Origin of the sequence: Bacillus sp. F2HM (assembly GCF_019266135.1) — a bacterium.
Classification (GTDB): Bacteria; Bacillota; Bacilli; order Bacillales; family Bacillaceae; genus Bacillus; species Bacillus safensis.
In genome coordinates, this window is record NZ_LRMO01000001.1 from 373,957 (window position 1) to 389,916 (window position 15,960).

Below are 15,960 nucleotides of genomic sequence, written 5' to 3' on the forward strand. Positions count from 1 at the left end.
TCAATCAAGCGATTCACCATTTGTCTCAATGACTTTTTGGTACCAATAAAATGAATCTTTTCGAGATCGTTTTAATGTCCCGTTCCCGTCATCATCTTGATCTACGTGAATGAAGCCGTAACGTTTTGACATTTGCGATGTACCTGCACTAATAATATCAATAGAGCCCCAGCTCGTATATCCAAAGAGATCGACGCCTTCTTCAATGGCTTCTCTCATTTGACGGAAATGCTCTTTGAAATAGTTAATACGATAGTCGTCATGGATTGAGCCATCACTTTCAACTACATCCTTTGCACCCATGCCGTTCTCGACAATGATAAGAGGTTTTTGATAGCGATCATACAGTTCGATCAAAGAAATTTTCAGACCAACCGGATCAATTTGCCAGCCCCATTCCGTTGAAGGAAGATAAGGGTTTTTGACTCCACGAATGGTATTCCCTTCTGTCTCTTCTAATCCATCTTGGGCTGATTCCGTTAAAGACATATAGTAGCTAAATGAGATAAAATCTACTGTGTTTTCTTTTAAAATGGTAACGTCATCTGCTTCCATTTGAATATGAATATCTTTTCTCTCAAGCATGCGCTTGATCAGCGGCGGATACTCACCAAACACCTGCACATCTGCATAGAAATAGTTTTCTAAGTTTTGTTTCAAAGCTTGTTCTACATCATTCGGGTGGCACGTATGCGGATACGTTGTCAATTTTGTCAGCATACATCCTACCTGGCTGCCTGGGATGATACGATGGCAATCTGCTGTTACGAGAGCAGATGCGACAAATTGATGATGAAGTGCTTGGTACACCGTCTCTTCTACTTTTCCTTCTGGGCAGCGATCAGGGATAATTCCCGCTGTAATGAAAGAGTGGCGGTGAATACTATCAATTTCATTAAAGGTAAGCCAATATTTCACATCATCTTTATAACGTTCGAAACAAACATTGGCGAATTTCACAAAGAGGTCGATTACTTTTCTTTCAACCCAGCCGTTATATTTCACACTAAGGGCTAAAGGCATTTCATAATGAGAGAGAGTCACGATCGGTTCTATGTTGTGTTTTTTCATTTCTGCAAAGACACGATCATAAAATTGCAGCCCTTTTTCATTTGGTTCCGCTTCTTCTCCAGTAGGGAAGATACGACTCCATGCAATAGAAATTCGAAGTGTTTGAAATCCCATTTCAGCAAAAAGAGCCAAATCCTCTTTATAGTGATGATAAAAATCGACCCCTCTGCGTTTTGGGTATTTTTTATCGTCTGGATCTTTCATCGCACGATCTATATTTTCAGTGGTAACAGCAAGATGACCTTCATAATCTTCTACACTCAAGTTGGAACGGTACATTGCAATATCTGCAACAGACGGTCCCTTTCCATCTATATTCCAGGCGCCTTCTGCCTGGTTAGCAGCAATAGCGCCGCCCCATAAAAATCCTTTTGGAAAACCTTTGATTTCTGTCATATGATTAGCCTCCTAATTGTGTAACAACCATCAATGTATCTTGACGATTGACCTCTTGTAATGGCTGTACCTTAATATCATATTGATCTGTATTTGTGACTACAGCAAGTGTTACTGGATCATATCCTGCTTCCATGATTTTTTCTAGATCAAATTCAATCAATAAATCACCCGCTTGAACACGATCTCCAGCCTGTACTTTTGGATGGAAATACTGCCCTTCCAACTGAACGGTGTCAATGCCGATGTGGAATAATACTTCAACTCCATGGTCCGTTTTCATACCAAGTGCATGGTTTGTTTCGAACAGCAAGGTTACCTCTCCATCTACAGGTGCATAAAGTGCTCCTTTTGAAGGTACAATGGCAATTCCTTCTCCCATGACCTTTGAAGAGAAAATATCATCTTTCACTTCGGATAGAGAGATCATTTGGCCAATCACAGGGCTCTTGAATGTTTCTCCTGCTCCAATTTTTTCAGCAAACCCAGCTTGGTCCTTTGTCTTTTCTTCTATTGTTCGATCTTTACCTAATACAAAAGCAGCGATAAAGGCGACAATAAACGAAATCACTGCTCCAATGATAGCAAACATCAGATTTCGCGGGAGCTCATCTGATATAAACATCGACATGCTTGCTAAACCAGGACCAACAAGCACAAAGGCTTGTATACCAACTAATCCAATGAAAATTCCGCCAACAAACGAACCAATCATGACACTTCCTAGAACTCGCTTATTTTGCAGTGTCACACCATACAGCGCTGGCTCTGTGATGCCAAAAAAGGCTGATATCCCTGCCGAAATGGCTGTTGATCTAAGTACCTTGTCTTTTGTTCGAAGTGCCACAGCGAAACACGCTCCACTTTCCGCAATATTATGCGCAAGTGATGCCGGTAAGTAAAGTGCTTCTTTCCCAAGGGTTCCCATCGTTGTGACTGCATAAGGAACCATTGCTTTATGCATGCCCGATGCAACCATGAATGGGAGGACCGCTGCTAAAATGGCGACAGCTACCCAGCCTACCGTATTAAACATCGCAAGAATAATAGATGAAAAACCTTGCCCCGCTGTAAAACCAATCGGTCCTAACAGAAGTAGCGTAACTGGTACAGTAATGACCAATGACATCATCGGAACGAAGAAAATCCGAATTGGTTTTGGTGAAAACCGTGTAAAGAATTTTTCCATTTGCGCGTAAAGCAATACAGAAAGGATTGCCGGAAACACTTGATACGCATAAGCTATATTTTTTACATCGAATGAGAGTAATTGTGCACCTTCTGTAAGCATCGCCGTCATGTTCGGCAGAAGAAGCGCACCGACTGCTGATAGTGCGACCAGTGGATTTACTTTTAGTTTATTCGCCGTCGTTACAGCAACTAGTAAAGGCAGAAAGTAAAGTGGTGCGTCACCTACCATGTTCAGTATTTGATAGGTTTGTCCCTTTGCATCCATCCAGCCTAATAAAGAGAAAAGGAGAAGAAATGATTTTAAAATTCCTCCGCCTGCGATAGCTGGTACAAGCGGCTGGAAGACACCGACAATGAAATCTAACAGAACTGTGCCTGCTTTTCTTTTTTCTTTTGGCTGATTGGATGGCACGTCTTGGCTTGATGAGCTGCTGCCTATTAAACTTGTTACCTTTTGATACACCTCAATGACATCATTCCCAATGACTACTTGGCATTGTCCTGTCATTCTAACAGCTATGACACCCGGTGTTTTTTCCAGTGCTGGTACATCTGCTTTTTTCTGATCAATTAGTGTGAAGCGAAGTCTTGTTGAACAATGCTCAAGGTGCGCAATGTTTTCTTTGCCACCTACATGCTGTAAAACGTCTTTGGCAACTTGTGTGTAATTCATTTTTCTCCCCCTTTTCTCATACACGAGACCTATATTTCGGCAATAAAAAAAGGACCTAAAACGACAAATAAAAGAAAAATTCATCGTTTTTAGATCCTGCCTGCATGACCAGTCACATGTCTAATTTATTCATATTGGATTTGTTTTTAGTATATATGTATTATATGAAAGCGTCAACATTTATTTTTCTAAAAATTATAAAGGTCTATATACCTAAATTGCTCTTCTTTCATAGTTGAAGTAACCTCCCACTTTTCTATACAAAAAATTTCCTTTTGTCATCACCAAAAACAATTTTCGTTTAAAAAACAGATAAATTTAAAATGACCCATCTGGTTATCATCATCTATTTTTTCTTCAGCCTGCTTTTTGAATGCTTCCGTTTGTTCTTGATATTCCTCTTTCGTGATAGCTTTAAATTCTATTGTACCGCCTGCCATTTTAAAAGAACATTTAATTGATGTTGCATCTCGGTCAATATCTTTCGTTTGAGGAGAAACTAGCGCTTTTACAGGATTATGAGAGGCAGCTCCGTATTCGTTATGAGACATATGTTGCGATTGAACAAAACATTCAAGAGCTTTACCTAGATGAAGCGGATGCGAAGTATTGGCTGTTTACTTTAGATTATGGGAAAAGAGTGGCTCAAGCTGGAATTGATTGGTGCGTGGAGACATTCCATTCGATGAAGAAGGAAGGATAAATGAATGAAAAAAGACATACGTGCTGGCAGATTTACAACGGACAATTCTGATTCGATTGTTGTGTTCATTATCGGAATGAGAATCAACAAACGCTGGGCCATTCATCAATGGATGCCTGTGTTCATGGCGATGCCTGGCATGATCAAGGAGCTGTATACCCATCAAGAGGAGCTAGGTCTTCTTGGGACAGAAAATTACTTTGGATTACGTACGACAGCAATGATTCAATATTGGAAATCAACAGATGACCTCCTTGCCTATGCCAAGATGGAGAAGCATTTGGCTGCTTGGAAAAGATTTAACCAAATGGCACGAAATAATGATGCAGTCGGCATTTATCACATACCAAATTCAAGCCGGCTCGTATGAATCCGTCTACGTGAACATGCCTTCCTACGGACTGAGCCAAGCGAGAGCGCCTATTCCAATTGGTAAAGAAAAACAAACAGCGAAGGAACGTCTGAATACAACAAATTCCTAGAGAACGATTCTCTAGGAATTTCCTTTTGCAACGGTCACAAAATGCTTTAATATGCGGGCTGTTAATCCCCATATGGTGTAGTTTTCGTAATCATAAAACCATTCCTCAATCGAACGGCTCCCCCAGCTGTATTTTTCACCATTCATGATTTTTTCATAAGGGAAGTCCTCTCCTGGTGTTGGCTGAACGGATACATGATGTAGGTACGGCTCATATTGGCTGAGCCATGATAGAGGCACGGTAAAGGTTTCTTCTACTTCTTCTTGATTATAGGAGTGTTTCACTTTTTGCTCATCAATGATACCGACATATGGGTATACGACAAAGGATGGAGAAGCGATATAAGGACTGAGCTGTCCAAGGATTTCGACCGATTCTGGCGGGATGCCCAGCTCTTCATGTGTTTCTCGCAGTGCAGCTTCCTGTGCTGTTTCGCTGCCGTCGAGCTTGCCCCCAGGAAAGCTAATATCCCCCGGCTGTTTTCTCATCGACAGTGATCGTACCTCAAATAATATATGCCATTCTCCATTTACTTGTACTAAAGGGATAAGGACTGCTGCTTTGAACGCTGTCTCTTCTCCAATGAACAACGGTTGTGATTGATGTAAGTCATTTTTTAATTGATCAATGAACACGGCCATCACCTGTTTTCTGTTTCTCTTTCCTTTAGCGTATCATGGTTCACCTTTTGAATAAAGATGATCTTTCTGACAATTATTTTTATCATTTTGACAACTTTACTTGTCAAAATGAATATAATGCTTTACAATCAAGGAAAGATTTCAATCAAAACTTGAGGTGACAGAATGAAAAATCGGTTAAAAGAGCTTCGTGCGCGTGATGGTTTAAACCAAACTGAGCTTGCAAAGCGTGCAAAGGTCTCTCGTCAAACCATCAGCTTAATGGAACGAGATGAATTAATGCCGTCTCTCTTGCTCGCTGTTAAGCTTTCACGAATTTTTCAGGAACCCATTGAACGTATTTTTCTATTCGAGGAGGATGAACTATCATGAAAACTGTATACAAAATGCTCTTAGGTGCTCTCCTTGGCTTTCTCGGTGCTTACTGTCTGCTGGCAGCCGAATTTGAGATGACACTTCTTGATATTGCATTTGAAGCAACTCTTGTCATCAGTGGATTGACGATTTTATTGATTATTTATTGTTTTTCAGGGATTTCACGTATGAAAAAAAGAGTGTCTCTTTCGGTCTCTGGAGATGAGGAAGATGAACTGGAGGCAAAGCAATATCGGACCTTTACTGATTCGACATTAGCCAATACGGTGAGTACGATTTTGTCCATTATTGCCATCGGTATAACCATCGTCACCGAGCAGCCACTCTGGTTGATTCTGGTGAATGCTGCTTTATTTATCGTCACCATTATCAGTTCTTATGCAGCGATATCCGTCCTCAAACTTGTCTATCCTAATCGCAATCTGCCAAATCCGTCCGACAAAGACTATAGTAAAAAGCTGCTCGCCATTTCAGACGAAGGGGAAAAGCATGTCATGCTTGGCGGACTGTTTCACACGTATCAAATGATGAATATCCTATTGACCAGTGCCATGTTTATTTTGATTGTGTATTCCCTCGGAGCCAATCACTCTCAACTCTTCTCGATCGTGGTCATTGGGGTTGTTTTGATCATTTTGAATGCAAATTATGTGTTGAGGATTAGAAATCGTTAAATGATAAAAAGCACAGCTCTGTCAAAAGGCTGTGCTTTTTCCGTACGTTACGATGCACGGCGTTTCTTTCGTGCATAAATCAAAAATAAGAAACCAAACCATACCGGTGTCAATAGCAGCGCTGGACGTGTTGCATCTGCGAAGAGCATGATCACGAGAATGGCAGCAAAGAGCGCAAGAACGCAAACATTCACAAAAGGTGTGAACGGTGCTTTAAAGGTAGATGCTGCATGCAGTTCAGGCCGTGTTTTTTTATATTTCAAATGACAAATTAAAATAATACTCCATACCCAAATGAAACAAATGGCACTGATCGTGGTAACAATCCCAAAGGCTTGTTCTGGAATCAGCTTGCTTAAAAGAGCACCGACCGATACTACAATCGTTGAAACGAATAGCGCATTACTAGGGACAGCGTGCTTGTTCAAACGTCCAAAGGAAGCTGGCCCCTGCTTTTGATGACTGAGATTATACAGAATACGGCTTGTCGAGAACATGCCGCTATTACAAGCTGATGCCGCAGACGTCAACACAACAAAATTGATAAGCCCCGCTGCTACTGGTATCCCAATGAGTCCAAAGGTTTTCACAAAAGGACTTTCTGATGCACTGAGCTCAGTCCATGGGTTGATACATAGTAAAACAAAGATCGCACCTACATAGAAAAATAGAATTCTTAATGGAATCTTATTAATCGCAGAGGGGATGTTTTTTTGCGGATTGGCTGTTTCTGCTGCGGATACACCAACCAGTTCAACTCCCACATACGCAAAAATCACCATCTGGAATGACAGCAAGAAGCCTGTGACACCATTCGGGAAAAACCCACCATGAGACCATAAATTCGTTACTGTCACCGGTCCGGCATCTGTTTGAAAACCAATGATTAAAAGAACAATTCCAACACCGATCAATAATAGAATCGTAATCACTTTAATGAGTGCAAACCAAAATTCCATTTCTCCAAAAAGCTTCACTGTTAACAAATTAAATCCTAGTAAAATCAACAAACAAATGATGGCAGGAATCCACTGCGGGATGTCAAACCAATACTGCACATACACCCCGACCGCAATGACATCCGCCATCGCTGTCATAATCCAGCAAAACCAATACGTCCACCCTGTTACAAAGGATGCCCACGGGCCGAGATAGTCCTCCGCAATATCGGTTAATGACTGATAGCCCGCCTTCGATAAAAGCAATTCTCCAAGTGCCCTCATGACAAAAAAGATGGCCATCCCGACAATTAAATAAGCAAAAATGATTGAGGGACCTGCCAATTGAATAGCTTTTCCAGAGCCTAAAAACAGCCCTGTTCCAATGGTTCCGCCAATGGCAATCAATTGCACATGACGGTTTGATAAATCTCGTTTTAATTCTTGTTGTGCCAATGCTAACACCCTCCTACGACACGATCTTATCCTGAAATAATGAACCCTTTAAAAAGTCCATAAAAAAAGAGATTGGATGCGCTCCAATCTCACGGTCATAAAAGAATAGCAAAATAGAGAAAAGTCATACACGGCATCATCCATGCATCACAAATACAATATTTCGTACTCTTCTGTCCTTTTGCCTGAGATTGTGAACCCTTCGGCGCCGCACATACATGCGGTCTCTCCAGAAGCTGCTCCTGCTATAGTGTGACCCACAGCATTCATAGCCTTCGTTATTTAATTAAAATGTTGCTATTTCTGAATAATTTCATATTTTACGCCTCAATCTGAAAGCTGTCAATGGTAATCTTTTATGGATTTACGGCGTTACTCATATGTCTTCACTTCATCAATCCCCCCTGATTCATGTATAATAAATCAAAAGATGTTCGGCTCGTCTGATAGAGAAATCCCTCTTGATGATGAACAAAGTTAGGCAATCCATTGAAGTTGGTGAAGATAAATGAAAAAAATGAACAAACAGCGTGTCACATTACAGGAAGTCGCCAAGCATGCCGGTGTCTCGACTTCAACGGCATCACTCGTTGTTCGAAATAATCCTAGAATCTCTGAAGCCACTCGAAACAAAGTACTGCAATCCATGGAGGACTTAGGATACGTATACGACCGCGTTGCTGCCAACATGCGGTCAAAAAGCTCAAATATCGTTGGTGTGATTGTGACGGATATTTCTAACACCTTTATTTCGGAGTTTTTAATTGGCGTACAGACCACGCTTGAATCACTGGGCTATACTGTTTTACTTGGTACAACCTTTGACAGTGTGGATAAACAGGAGCGGCTCATTTCCACCATGGTAGAGCACCGAGTGGGCGGGATTATTTTAAACCCAGCTTCGAAAAGCTCTGCTCGAACGGTCAAACAATTAAATCAAATTCGCACCCCAAAAGTACTGGCAAATCGTGAATTATCAGATGTGCAATGTGACTATGTCGGTGTTGATTATGAACAAGGTACTTGGATGGCGGTTCATCATCTTCTTCAAAAGGGGCATCGCCGCATCGCTTTTTTAGGCGGCATCAAGACTTCTTCGACTTGGATTGAGCGGATGAAAGGTTTCAAAAGAGCTCATGACGAAGAAAATGTGACGATTGATGATTCTCTTATTATTGATATAGAACCTACTCGTGAAGGCGGGAAAGAAGCACTTGCCCAAGTGATGGATCAGCCTGAGCCCCCTACTGCTATTTTTTGTTTTAGTGACTTATTCGCTTTTGGGGTCATTCAAGCACTGTCAGCACGGGGCATCCAGCCTGGTGAAGATATCGATGTCGTTGGATTCGATAATGTTCCTGAAGCGGAAATGTATCATCCGCCGCTCACTACTGTATCCTCCTTCCCCCGATCCATCGGGGTAAAAGCAGCGAACCTTTTATATCATAAAATGAACGAGCAGGATGAAGAGCTGCAGCGATTGATTTTAAAGCCTCAACTTCATATTAGAGAAACCTCTACCTCATCATAAAAAAGAGAATTGCGTGCAGCAATTCTCTTTTTTTATTGATCAAGTCAACTATTTCTTTGTTTCATTTTTCTTTTTTTAAATCACAAAGTCATAAACTTGACACATTTAAAATGCAGGAGTATATTTATCTCGTTGCTTCTTTTAGTATATCGTTATACCTGTTTCGTCATATCTTTATTTCTATCAAAAAACAGTTGAAAGTGATTTTTTATGATTCTGATCAAATCATGAAGTTTCACTTTCTAATCAAGGGTGTTATTATTTTTTGCATTTTAGTAGAACGATGTACTTGATTGAAGAACAGATGAATATTCATTATTTTTTCATCAATCACATAAGGGGTGTTGTGATGGGCTTCATATTATTCATTTTGAAGGAAACAATAACAAAGGGTATACAAAGAATTTGACCTTAAATGGGGTTTCAAATATAGGAGTGGGAACATGAAAAATCCTTATATAAAATCGTCACTTGGCATGTATTTAAACTACTTCATGCTTGGCATGATCAATATTATTGTAGCTTCCAACATGGACAGCTTATCTGAACGCTACCATGTAGATATTCCGAAAATCAGCTTGCTTGTATCGGCGATCGGAATTGGTAAACTTATTGCGCTCTTTTTCTCAGGCCGGTTAGCCGACAGCTGGGGACGTAAGCCTGTCATTATTACAGGTAATTTTCTTTACTTATTATTCTTAATCGGTATTCCAACGACAACAAGTTATACACTGGCATTTATCTTTGCGATCTCAGCAGGGATTGCCAACTCACTGCTTGATTCAGGAACCTATCCTGCTTTGACAGAGTCATTTCCGAAAAAAGCAAGTTCGGCTTCTGTTTTAGTGAAAGCGTCTGTATCCATTGGGGCGACTGTTCTTCCATTTATCTTGGCGTTCCTAGTGGCACATGATATCTTCTGGGGCTGGGCATTCTTTGGACTAGGGCTTCTTTATTTACTTGTAGGAATTTACTTAATCTTTATGCCATTCCCGAACCATAAGCAAGTTTCTTCACAAGAGGCTCTTCCAGTACAGGACCAGCTGAAGGAAGAACCAAAAATGCTTGGCGAAGGTTTAGCTGTTGTACTGATGGGATTCACATCGACTGCATTGTTTGTCGTATGGCAGACATGGCTTCCGCAGCTCGGGTTAAAACTAATCGGACTTGGCACAGAACAAGCCACACAGCTTCTATCTTATTTTAGTATTGGTGCACTGGTATCTGTTCTATTGCTTTCGATCGTCTTAGATAAATTCATTTCACCGATTATGGTCGCGATCATTTATCCAATTGGGGCGTTCCTTGCAATGCTTTCACTTTTCCAAATCGAAACGTACAGCATTGTCATTGTCAGCACCTTCTTCTTAGGACTATTTACAGCGGGAATCTTCCAGCTGGCGATGAGTATTATGATGAAATTGTTCCCGACAAACAAAGCAACGGCTTCATCCTACGTCAACATTGCGGCAAGCTCAGCGTTTATTCTCGTGCCGCTCATTACAAGTGGATTGGTCAGCTCGTACGATATTAAAATGACGTTATTTTTCGATATGATCATCGCAGTTATTAGCGTATTACTAGCGGTCTTTGTTCTTGGACGCATGAAAAAATTATTTAGATAATTAAAGGAGATGTCAATCATGACAAACATACATGAACGAAATATTGATGGGAAAACAAATTTAGTCGGCCTTCTTGCTACACCAATCGGGCACAGCCTTTCACCACGTATGCATAACCTTGGCTATACACTAACAGGTATCAACTATGCTTACCTTGCATTTGAAGTAGGGAATGATGAACTAGAAGCAGCCGTAAATGGTATGAAAGCAATGGGTGCAGCTGGATTTAACGTCTCTATGCCGAACAAAATGAAAGTACTGGATTACTTAGACGAACTAGATGATTCTGCAAGATATACACGTGCTAGTAACACTGTAGTGAACAAGGATGGTAAGCTCATCGGCTACAACACAGATGGTCTTGGATATGTAAGAAACTTGATTGAACATGGCGTTGAATTAGCCGGCAAGAAAGTTACACTTGTTGGCTCTGGCGGCGCTGCGACTCCGATTGCGATTCAGCTTGCACAGTCCGGCATTCGTGAAATTAGCATTTTTGCTCGTAATGATCAATACTTTGTTCAAGCAGAAGAAAATGTAAATTACATCAACAACGAAATGAAATCCTTCGGTGTCAAAGCAAACATTTTCCCACTTGAAGACAAAGACGCATTCCGCCGTGAAGTAGCAGAAAGTGCGATCCTGGCAAATGGGACAAGTCTTGGCATGAAACCACTGGATCAACTCAGCATTATCGATGATACACTTGATGTACTTCGTGAAGATTTGATCGTGACAGATGTCGTATACAACCCGCAAAAAACAAAGCTTCTTGCGCAAGCACAGGAAGTTGGCGCCAAAACCATTAACGGTCTTGGAATGATGTTATGGCAAGGTGCACTTGCTTACAAACTCTTTACTGGTGAAGATATGCCAGTTGATCAAGTAAAACAAATTCTTTTTGAAAATGACCGTTTCTAAAATAAAAGAAAGACGACTTCCTAAGCGGAGGTCGTCTTTTTTTAATCATGTACCATAACTTGACGGTATCGATACAGGATATATAGTGCGCCGATAATGGCCGCAACAGCCACCACTGCATCGAACATAAAGATTTGTAAAATGGACGCGTGACTCTGAATTAAACCTGTTACGACCGGGATGACGATAGCCGACACGCCGCCCGCTGTAGAGATAATCCCTGTCATCGTCCCTTTGTTTTTCCAGAAGAATTCAGCCATCACAGTTAACGTCAGCTGAAAAACTCCTGCCGTTGAAAATCCCAATACAAACGCATTGACGGTTCCTATAACTGGTGATTTCACGACCAAGAGCACACAAATGGAAACAAGTGTAATGATTGGGTAGATCAGCAGTACAGTGACCGGACGGACAAAACGGCGCAGCAGAAACGCGAGCATCACGACAGACAGCAGCCCGCCCATGCTATAGTAACTGAGCAGTTTTACTGCACTGCCCGATGCCATCCCCAAGATGGCCTCACCGTACGTAGGAAGCCAAATTTGCGGCAACGCATACAGTCCATTTGACGTAAAGCTGATCACAATGAGTGCGATCCCTTCCCTCCAAAATGTAGGCTCTGTCGAGAAGCGCGGAAGTCCGTCATACTCCGTTACCTGGACTTGCTCCACCTTGCGATGATTCGGAAATGGCAAGGTCCACAGCATCAAAACATTCACAAGATAGATCAGAGCAGGAACAAAAAATGCCATTCCATAAAACAAATCATGCTCTGCTAAAAAGTAAATCGCCAGTGGCAAAATGGTTGCCCCAATGGAGATAAAGGCCTTCACCATCACATTCGCAGATCCCGAGTTTTGCGGAAACGCCTCCATTAACGCAGGATACGTTCCTGCATCCATTGCCGAATTCGCGACCCCTGCCAAAATCGCAAACGCAAACGCGATTTGATAATTCGGAGACAATGGGATTCCGATGAGGAACACCGCCATCAGCACACCAGAAACCAAAATGACCGGTTTTCGCCCAAAACGATCTGACAGTACGCCTGATAAACCATACGTGAGCACCCTGCCAATGCCAAGCGCTGAAATCATATAACTAATTCCCGCACTATTGGTATCTAATTGTTTGATTAAAAATGGCATATTTGAAGCCAAAATAATATTGACCATACCTAATAAAAAATAATTAATATACAGACTAGAAGCCGTTCTCACATACGGATTCCTCATCCTGACACACCCCTCAACACCATCGCAATGAAGTGACAAATAATGGTTACGCTTACAAGATCTCATATGTGAGGAAGAACAGCTTTGCAGCCTTCACGTTCATACATCTCATCATGTCATGCAGCTCACAGCTTACACGCCCTTCATGTATCAAGCATTTCTTCAATTTTTCACTGCTCTTATTTTATACGAATGCGAAAGGTAAAGATAGTGAATTGCTTAAATTTGAAGGGAATTCATTGATCAAGCGTATGACACCATCGATAAAAAAAGGAGTGGTTAACTGCCACTCCTTAAATGATGTCTCAATTCTGTTCATCGCAGCCCCCAAATACTTAGATCATAAAAATATTCCGTTCTCTCGATGCATAATCCAAAACGGAAATCCTCTGCCACTAAAATAAAATCCCCATACCCACTTAAAAATTTTGTTTGCTCAAGTAGGCGATTTAAATGAATAAAGGCTTTTTTCACATTCAATTAAAGTGCTGCAATTTCATGCTCTCGATAGTGTTCTCCATGTATTTGGATTTTATGTTCTCTCGATTGAAGGAAAGCAAACACCTTCTGACAAAATAATTGATTTTCTTCGATGTCTAAAAAGGGGTGTTCTGGAAGTGTCATATCGCTTAATTCGTTATTAAGTGTTTTCTTCTGCTTTTTCTTTTTAAGGTTTTGATTTTTGATTTTCTGTTGTTATTCATAGAAATCACCATTTTAGGGTTAACTTACTTTTTGTATTCAAACATCTTCAGATTTCTAATTAAACAAAAGCACTTGTAGCCTGAAGGACTAATCAAGTGCCTGAATCATTATGTTTCTACTCGTCAATAATAATATTTAATCTATATTTAATCTTCAAATATTTCTGGTATTTTCCCTTTCCAAATCAACAACAGCTCTATGAATTCCTTCGTTTCCATTTTATTTTCAAGAGGTTCTTCAATCCTATAATTGTGTTCAACTATTGTTTCATTTTTTTTGATAATGACACTTGTAGTATTCAATGTAATTTCAAAGTTTTCGTATTCTCCATCTATAACATTTTGAATATATCCTATATACTCTTCTTCTACTGTTGAAATATCTTGTATAAAATCTGCGAAAATACTTATTTCTTCTGGAAGTATTATTGCTAAGTTACCAAATTGATCTTACTTAAATTCATATGAATACTTCATATAAGTTAATCACCTTCATATTAAAGGTTTATAGTGAATAATTTATACAGTCCAACTCGTCATCTGTTTCAAAGCCACAAAATTTAATCTTCATTTATTTGCTCATCAACTTCTTCTAGATACTTTTCTGTATCTAAATAAGATTCAATAAGATTATCTAAAAATTCAACACTAACCTCTCGACTATCTTCATAAATATGCATTTTAGCTCCAGCTTTTTCTAGTAAACTGATAATATTTTTCATCTCTTTCAATTCATCAATATCTAATAAATTATAAGATAAAATAAAATCATTTTTATTTATTGCTTCTTTTATTTCAGAAATACTTTTATCTGTATGTTTTCTTAGAATCGAGATATATTTGATTTGATCATCATCTTTCTCTATTCGCATTTTCATTTTAGGCATTTAGTTTCTCCTCCATAAGATTAGAAATCGTCAATAGGTTTAATTCTTTCTCCAGGCAGACTATTCTTCCAATTACCTCCATGCCAACCATTAAAATGTTCATTTGGTGTAGCTGGATATATAATTTCACCTTTGTTCGCTAAATGTGGATATTGTGATGCACTGTAAGAATGGTGACCTTGCACAGTTTTTCCATCTACTTTAGGCTTCTTACCATTTAGAATATCACTTAATTGCTGTTTATCCCAGTTTCTGGTTGGATCCTCTTTATTCAAAATCCTTTGACGTTCCTGATACCAAAACTCATTCACACCAGTGTTTCTATGTTTGGCAAACTTTTTATTCCATTTATAATTTTCATATTCTAATTTCGTAATCGTCCTATTCTCAAATTTGTCTTTCAGCTCTTTCATCTTCTTAGCACTTAACTGCTTTCTTTGTATAGGGTGCTTCCTTAAATCTAATCCCTTGGTTCTTTCTGCTATAATTTTCTCAGCAACTTTTTTTTCACCGATCCTCAGACTACCATTGATGCTCTTTTTACCAAACGGCAAAAACATTCCAAGCGCCGCGTTCATACTCGCTTCCTGCTGTTCTTTGGAGATCTTATTTCCAAACATGTCTCGGCCTGTAATCGCTTCGCTGAATCCGTTGGTGGCGGTGAGGCCATATAGTCCTTTTTGAGATGTTTTTAAGGCGTCAAAGGATTTTTGAGATGTCTTGTAGATGTCGACTGCTCTGACTGCGGCTGATGTGGCTTGAGTCGTTTTATAGACAGCCTTTCCGCCTTTGAAAATGCGTCCTGCCCAGCCGACGATTGGGATGTAGCCTGCTGCTGCCATGCCTCCTGCGGCGACTCGCTGTCCTGCGGTGAGTTCCTCGCCTGTGATTGGATCAATGCCCGTTGCGGCACGTTTTGCATCGTTCACACCTGTCAGTTCATTCACGATGTTTCCACCATAATCGAGTGCTTTTTCATACCAAGGACGGTTGGCGAGCGCTTCTTGTTCCTTTGCGATCTCGCGGGCTTCTTCTTGTTCTTTTTTGATTTTCAGATATTCAGAAGTTTGCTTCTCAATATCGCTTTTTGCCTTGTAGATGTCGCTATTTTGATACGCTTTCTTGTCAAAATTCATAGGCGAAATCGCTTTTCCGTCATTTGTCGCATTCATCATTTCAGCATACAATGCCATTGTAGCTTGCTGCTCCGTCTCTGACAAAGCATATTCATCTTTTAAATTTTGATCAAGCTCTCTCAGATCTTTGACCGTCTTTTTTCGTTCATCTTCCGCATCCTCTATTTTTTCATCAAAGGTTTGACTATCAAATACCTCTAGAGAAATGAGGTCATCAATGTCTTGAAAAATGGTTTTGAGTGCCTTTTTTTGATCCTTCACAATGCTTTTGGCATTCTTGATGCCCATATGTACTGCGTTATCTAAAAAGTGTTCTTCTAC

15 protein-coding genes, 2 pseudogenes and 1 riboswitch are annotated in these 15,960 nt (G+C 40.2%); of the genes and pseudogenes, 7 read left to right on the top strand and 10 right to left on the bottom strand.

Annotated elements, in window-relative coordinates; genetic code table 11:
* The 3 genes from AWT60_RS01840 to AWT60_RS01850 form a co-directional block, all read right to left on the bottom strand.
* Complete coding sequence (locus AWT60_RS01840; protein WP_218676802.1) at positions 1 to 1,467, bottom strand: glycoside hydrolase family 1 protein; 1,467 nt, start codon at positions 1,465 to 1,467, stop codon at positions 1 to 3.
* A 4-nt stretch (positions 1,468 to 1,471) separates the two neighbouring features.
* A complete protein-coding gene (locus AWT60_RS01845; protein WP_218676803.1) occupies positions 1,472 to 3,331 on the bottom strand; it encodes a beta-glucoside-specific PTS transporter subunit IIABC in 1,860 nt (619 codons plus the stop codon).
* A 281-nt stretch (positions 3,332 to 3,612) separates the two neighbouring features.
* Positions 3,613 to 3,771 carry a hypothetical protein gene (locus tag AWT60_RS01850; protein WP_175297146.1) on the bottom strand — a complete coding sequence of 53 codons (159 nt, stop codon included), beginning with the start codon at positions 3,769 to 3,771 and terminating at the stop codon, positions 3,613 to 3,615.
* A gap of 20 nt (positions 3,772 to 3,791) precedes the next feature.
* Here AWT60_RS01850 and AWT60_RS01855 point away from each other — a divergent pair, with 20 nt between their 5' ends.
* Together AWT60_RS01855 and AWT60_RS01860 are read left to right on the top strand one after the other, a co-directional pair.
* Positions 3,792 to 4,034, top strand: coding sequence for a virulence activator alpha C-terminal domain-containing protein (locus tag AWT60_RS01855; protein ID WP_256928158.1), 243 nt, complete (start codon positions 3,792 to 3,794; stop codon positions 4,032 to 4,034).
* 4 nt (positions 4,035 to 4,038) lie between these two features.
* Positions 4,039 to 4,516 (top strand): annotated as a pseudogene (locus tag AWT60_RS01860) (DUF4188 domain-containing protein).
* 11 nt (positions 4,517 to 4,527) lie between these two features.
* On the opposite strand, the gene AWT60_RS01865 reads toward AWT60_RS01860, so the two are convergent.
* Complete coding sequence (locus tag AWT60_RS01865) at positions 4,528 to 5,151, bottom strand: NUDIX hydrolase (protein WP_041088583.1); 624 nt, start codon at positions 5,149 to 5,151, stop codon at positions 4,528 to 4,530.
* 171 nt (positions 5,152 to 5,322) lie between these two features.
* Here AWT60_RS01865 and AWT60_RS01870 point away from each other — a divergent pair, with 171 nt between their 5' ends.
* Positions 5,323 to 5,529 (top strand): helix-turn-helix transcriptional regulator, encoded by a 207-nt coding sequence (locus tag AWT60_RS01870; protein WP_003215336.1) that lies wholly within the window; start codon positions 5,323 to 5,325, stop codon positions 5,527 to 5,529.
* On the top strand, positions 5,526 to 6,206 hold the full coding sequence (locus AWT60_RS01875; protein ID WP_041087434.1) for a DUF3169 family protein: 681 nt from the start codon (positions 5,526 to 5,528) through the stop codon (positions 6,204 to 6,206). The genes AWT60_RS01870 and AWT60_RS01875 overlap by 4 nt, the downstream gene beginning before the upstream one ends.
* A gap of 47 nt (positions 6,207 to 6,253) precedes the next feature.
* On the opposite strand, the gene AWT60_RS01880 is transcribed toward AWT60_RS01875, so the two are convergent.
* Complete coding sequence (locus AWT60_RS01880) at positions 6,254 to 7,600, bottom strand: amino acid permease (RefSeq protein WP_218676804.1); 1,347 nt, start codon at positions 7,598 to 7,600, stop codon at positions 6,254 to 6,256.
* Positions 7,601 to 7,763: 163 nt separating this feature from the next.
* Positions 7,764 to 7,843, bottom strand: a riboswitch (glycine riboswitch).
* Between the two features lie 265 nt (positions 7,844 to 8,108).
* Between AWT60_RS01880 and AWT60_RS01885 the strand changes: the two genes are divergently transcribed.
* The 3 genes from AWT60_RS01885 to AWT60_RS01895 all read left to right on the top strand — a co-directional run bounded on the left by AWT60_RS01885 (position 8,109) and on the right by AWT60_RS01895 (position 11,677).
* Positions 8,109 to 9,131 carry a LacI family DNA-binding transcriptional regulator gene (locus AWT60_RS01885; protein WP_056765236.1) on the top strand — a complete coding sequence of 341 codons (1,023 nt, stop codon included), beginning with the start codon at positions 8,109 to 8,111 and terminating at the stop codon, positions 9,129 to 9,131.
* A gap of 443 nt (positions 9,132 to 9,574) precedes the next feature.
* Entirely contained in the window at positions 9,575 to 10,756 is a 1,182-nt protein-coding gene (locus tag AWT60_RS01890) for an MFS transporter (protein ID WP_218676805.1), read from the top strand.
* An 18-nt stretch (positions 10,757 to 10,774) separates the two neighbouring features.
* Positions 10,775 to 11,677: a quinate/shikimate dehydrogenase gene (locus AWT60_RS01895; RefSeq protein WP_218676806.1), complete on the top strand. Its 903-nt coding sequence runs from the start codon at positions 10,775 to 10,777 to the stop codon at positions 11,675 to 11,677.
* A gap of 41 nt (positions 11,678 to 11,718) precedes the next feature.
* Here the strand turns inward: AWT60_RS01895 and AWT60_RS01900 are convergent, their stop codons facing one another.
* The 5 genes and pseudogenes from AWT60_RS01900 to AWT60_RS01910 all read right to left on the bottom strand — a co-directional run.
* Positions 11,719 to 12,912, bottom strand: a complete 1,194-nt coding sequence (locus tag AWT60_RS01900) for an MFS transporter (protein WP_218676807.1) — start codon at positions 12,910 to 12,912, stop codon at positions 11,719 to 11,721.
* A 315-nt stretch (positions 12,913 to 13,227) separates the two neighbouring features.
* Positions 13,228 to 13,536, bottom strand: a pseudogene (locus AWT60_RS18800) (YxiF family protein).
* 227 nt (positions 13,537 to 13,763) lie between these two features.
* A complete protein-coding gene (locus AWT60_RS18480; RefSeq protein WP_229137099.1) occupies positions 13,764 to 14,045 on the bottom strand; it encodes a tRNA-Val4 in 282 nt (93 codons plus the stop codon).
* Between the two features lie 131 nt (positions 14,046 to 14,176).
* On the bottom strand, positions 14,177 to 14,503 hold the full coding sequence (locus AWT60_RS01905; protein WP_061110319.1) for a hypothetical protein: 327 nt from the start codon (positions 14,501 to 14,503) through the stop codon (positions 14,177 to 14,179).
* A 20-nt stretch (positions 14,504 to 14,523) separates the two neighbouring features.
* Positions 14,524 to 15,960: pre-toxin TG domain-containing protein (locus AWT60_RS01910; protein WP_218676808.1), on the bottom strand; the 1,437-nt coding region annotated here is incomplete at its 5' end.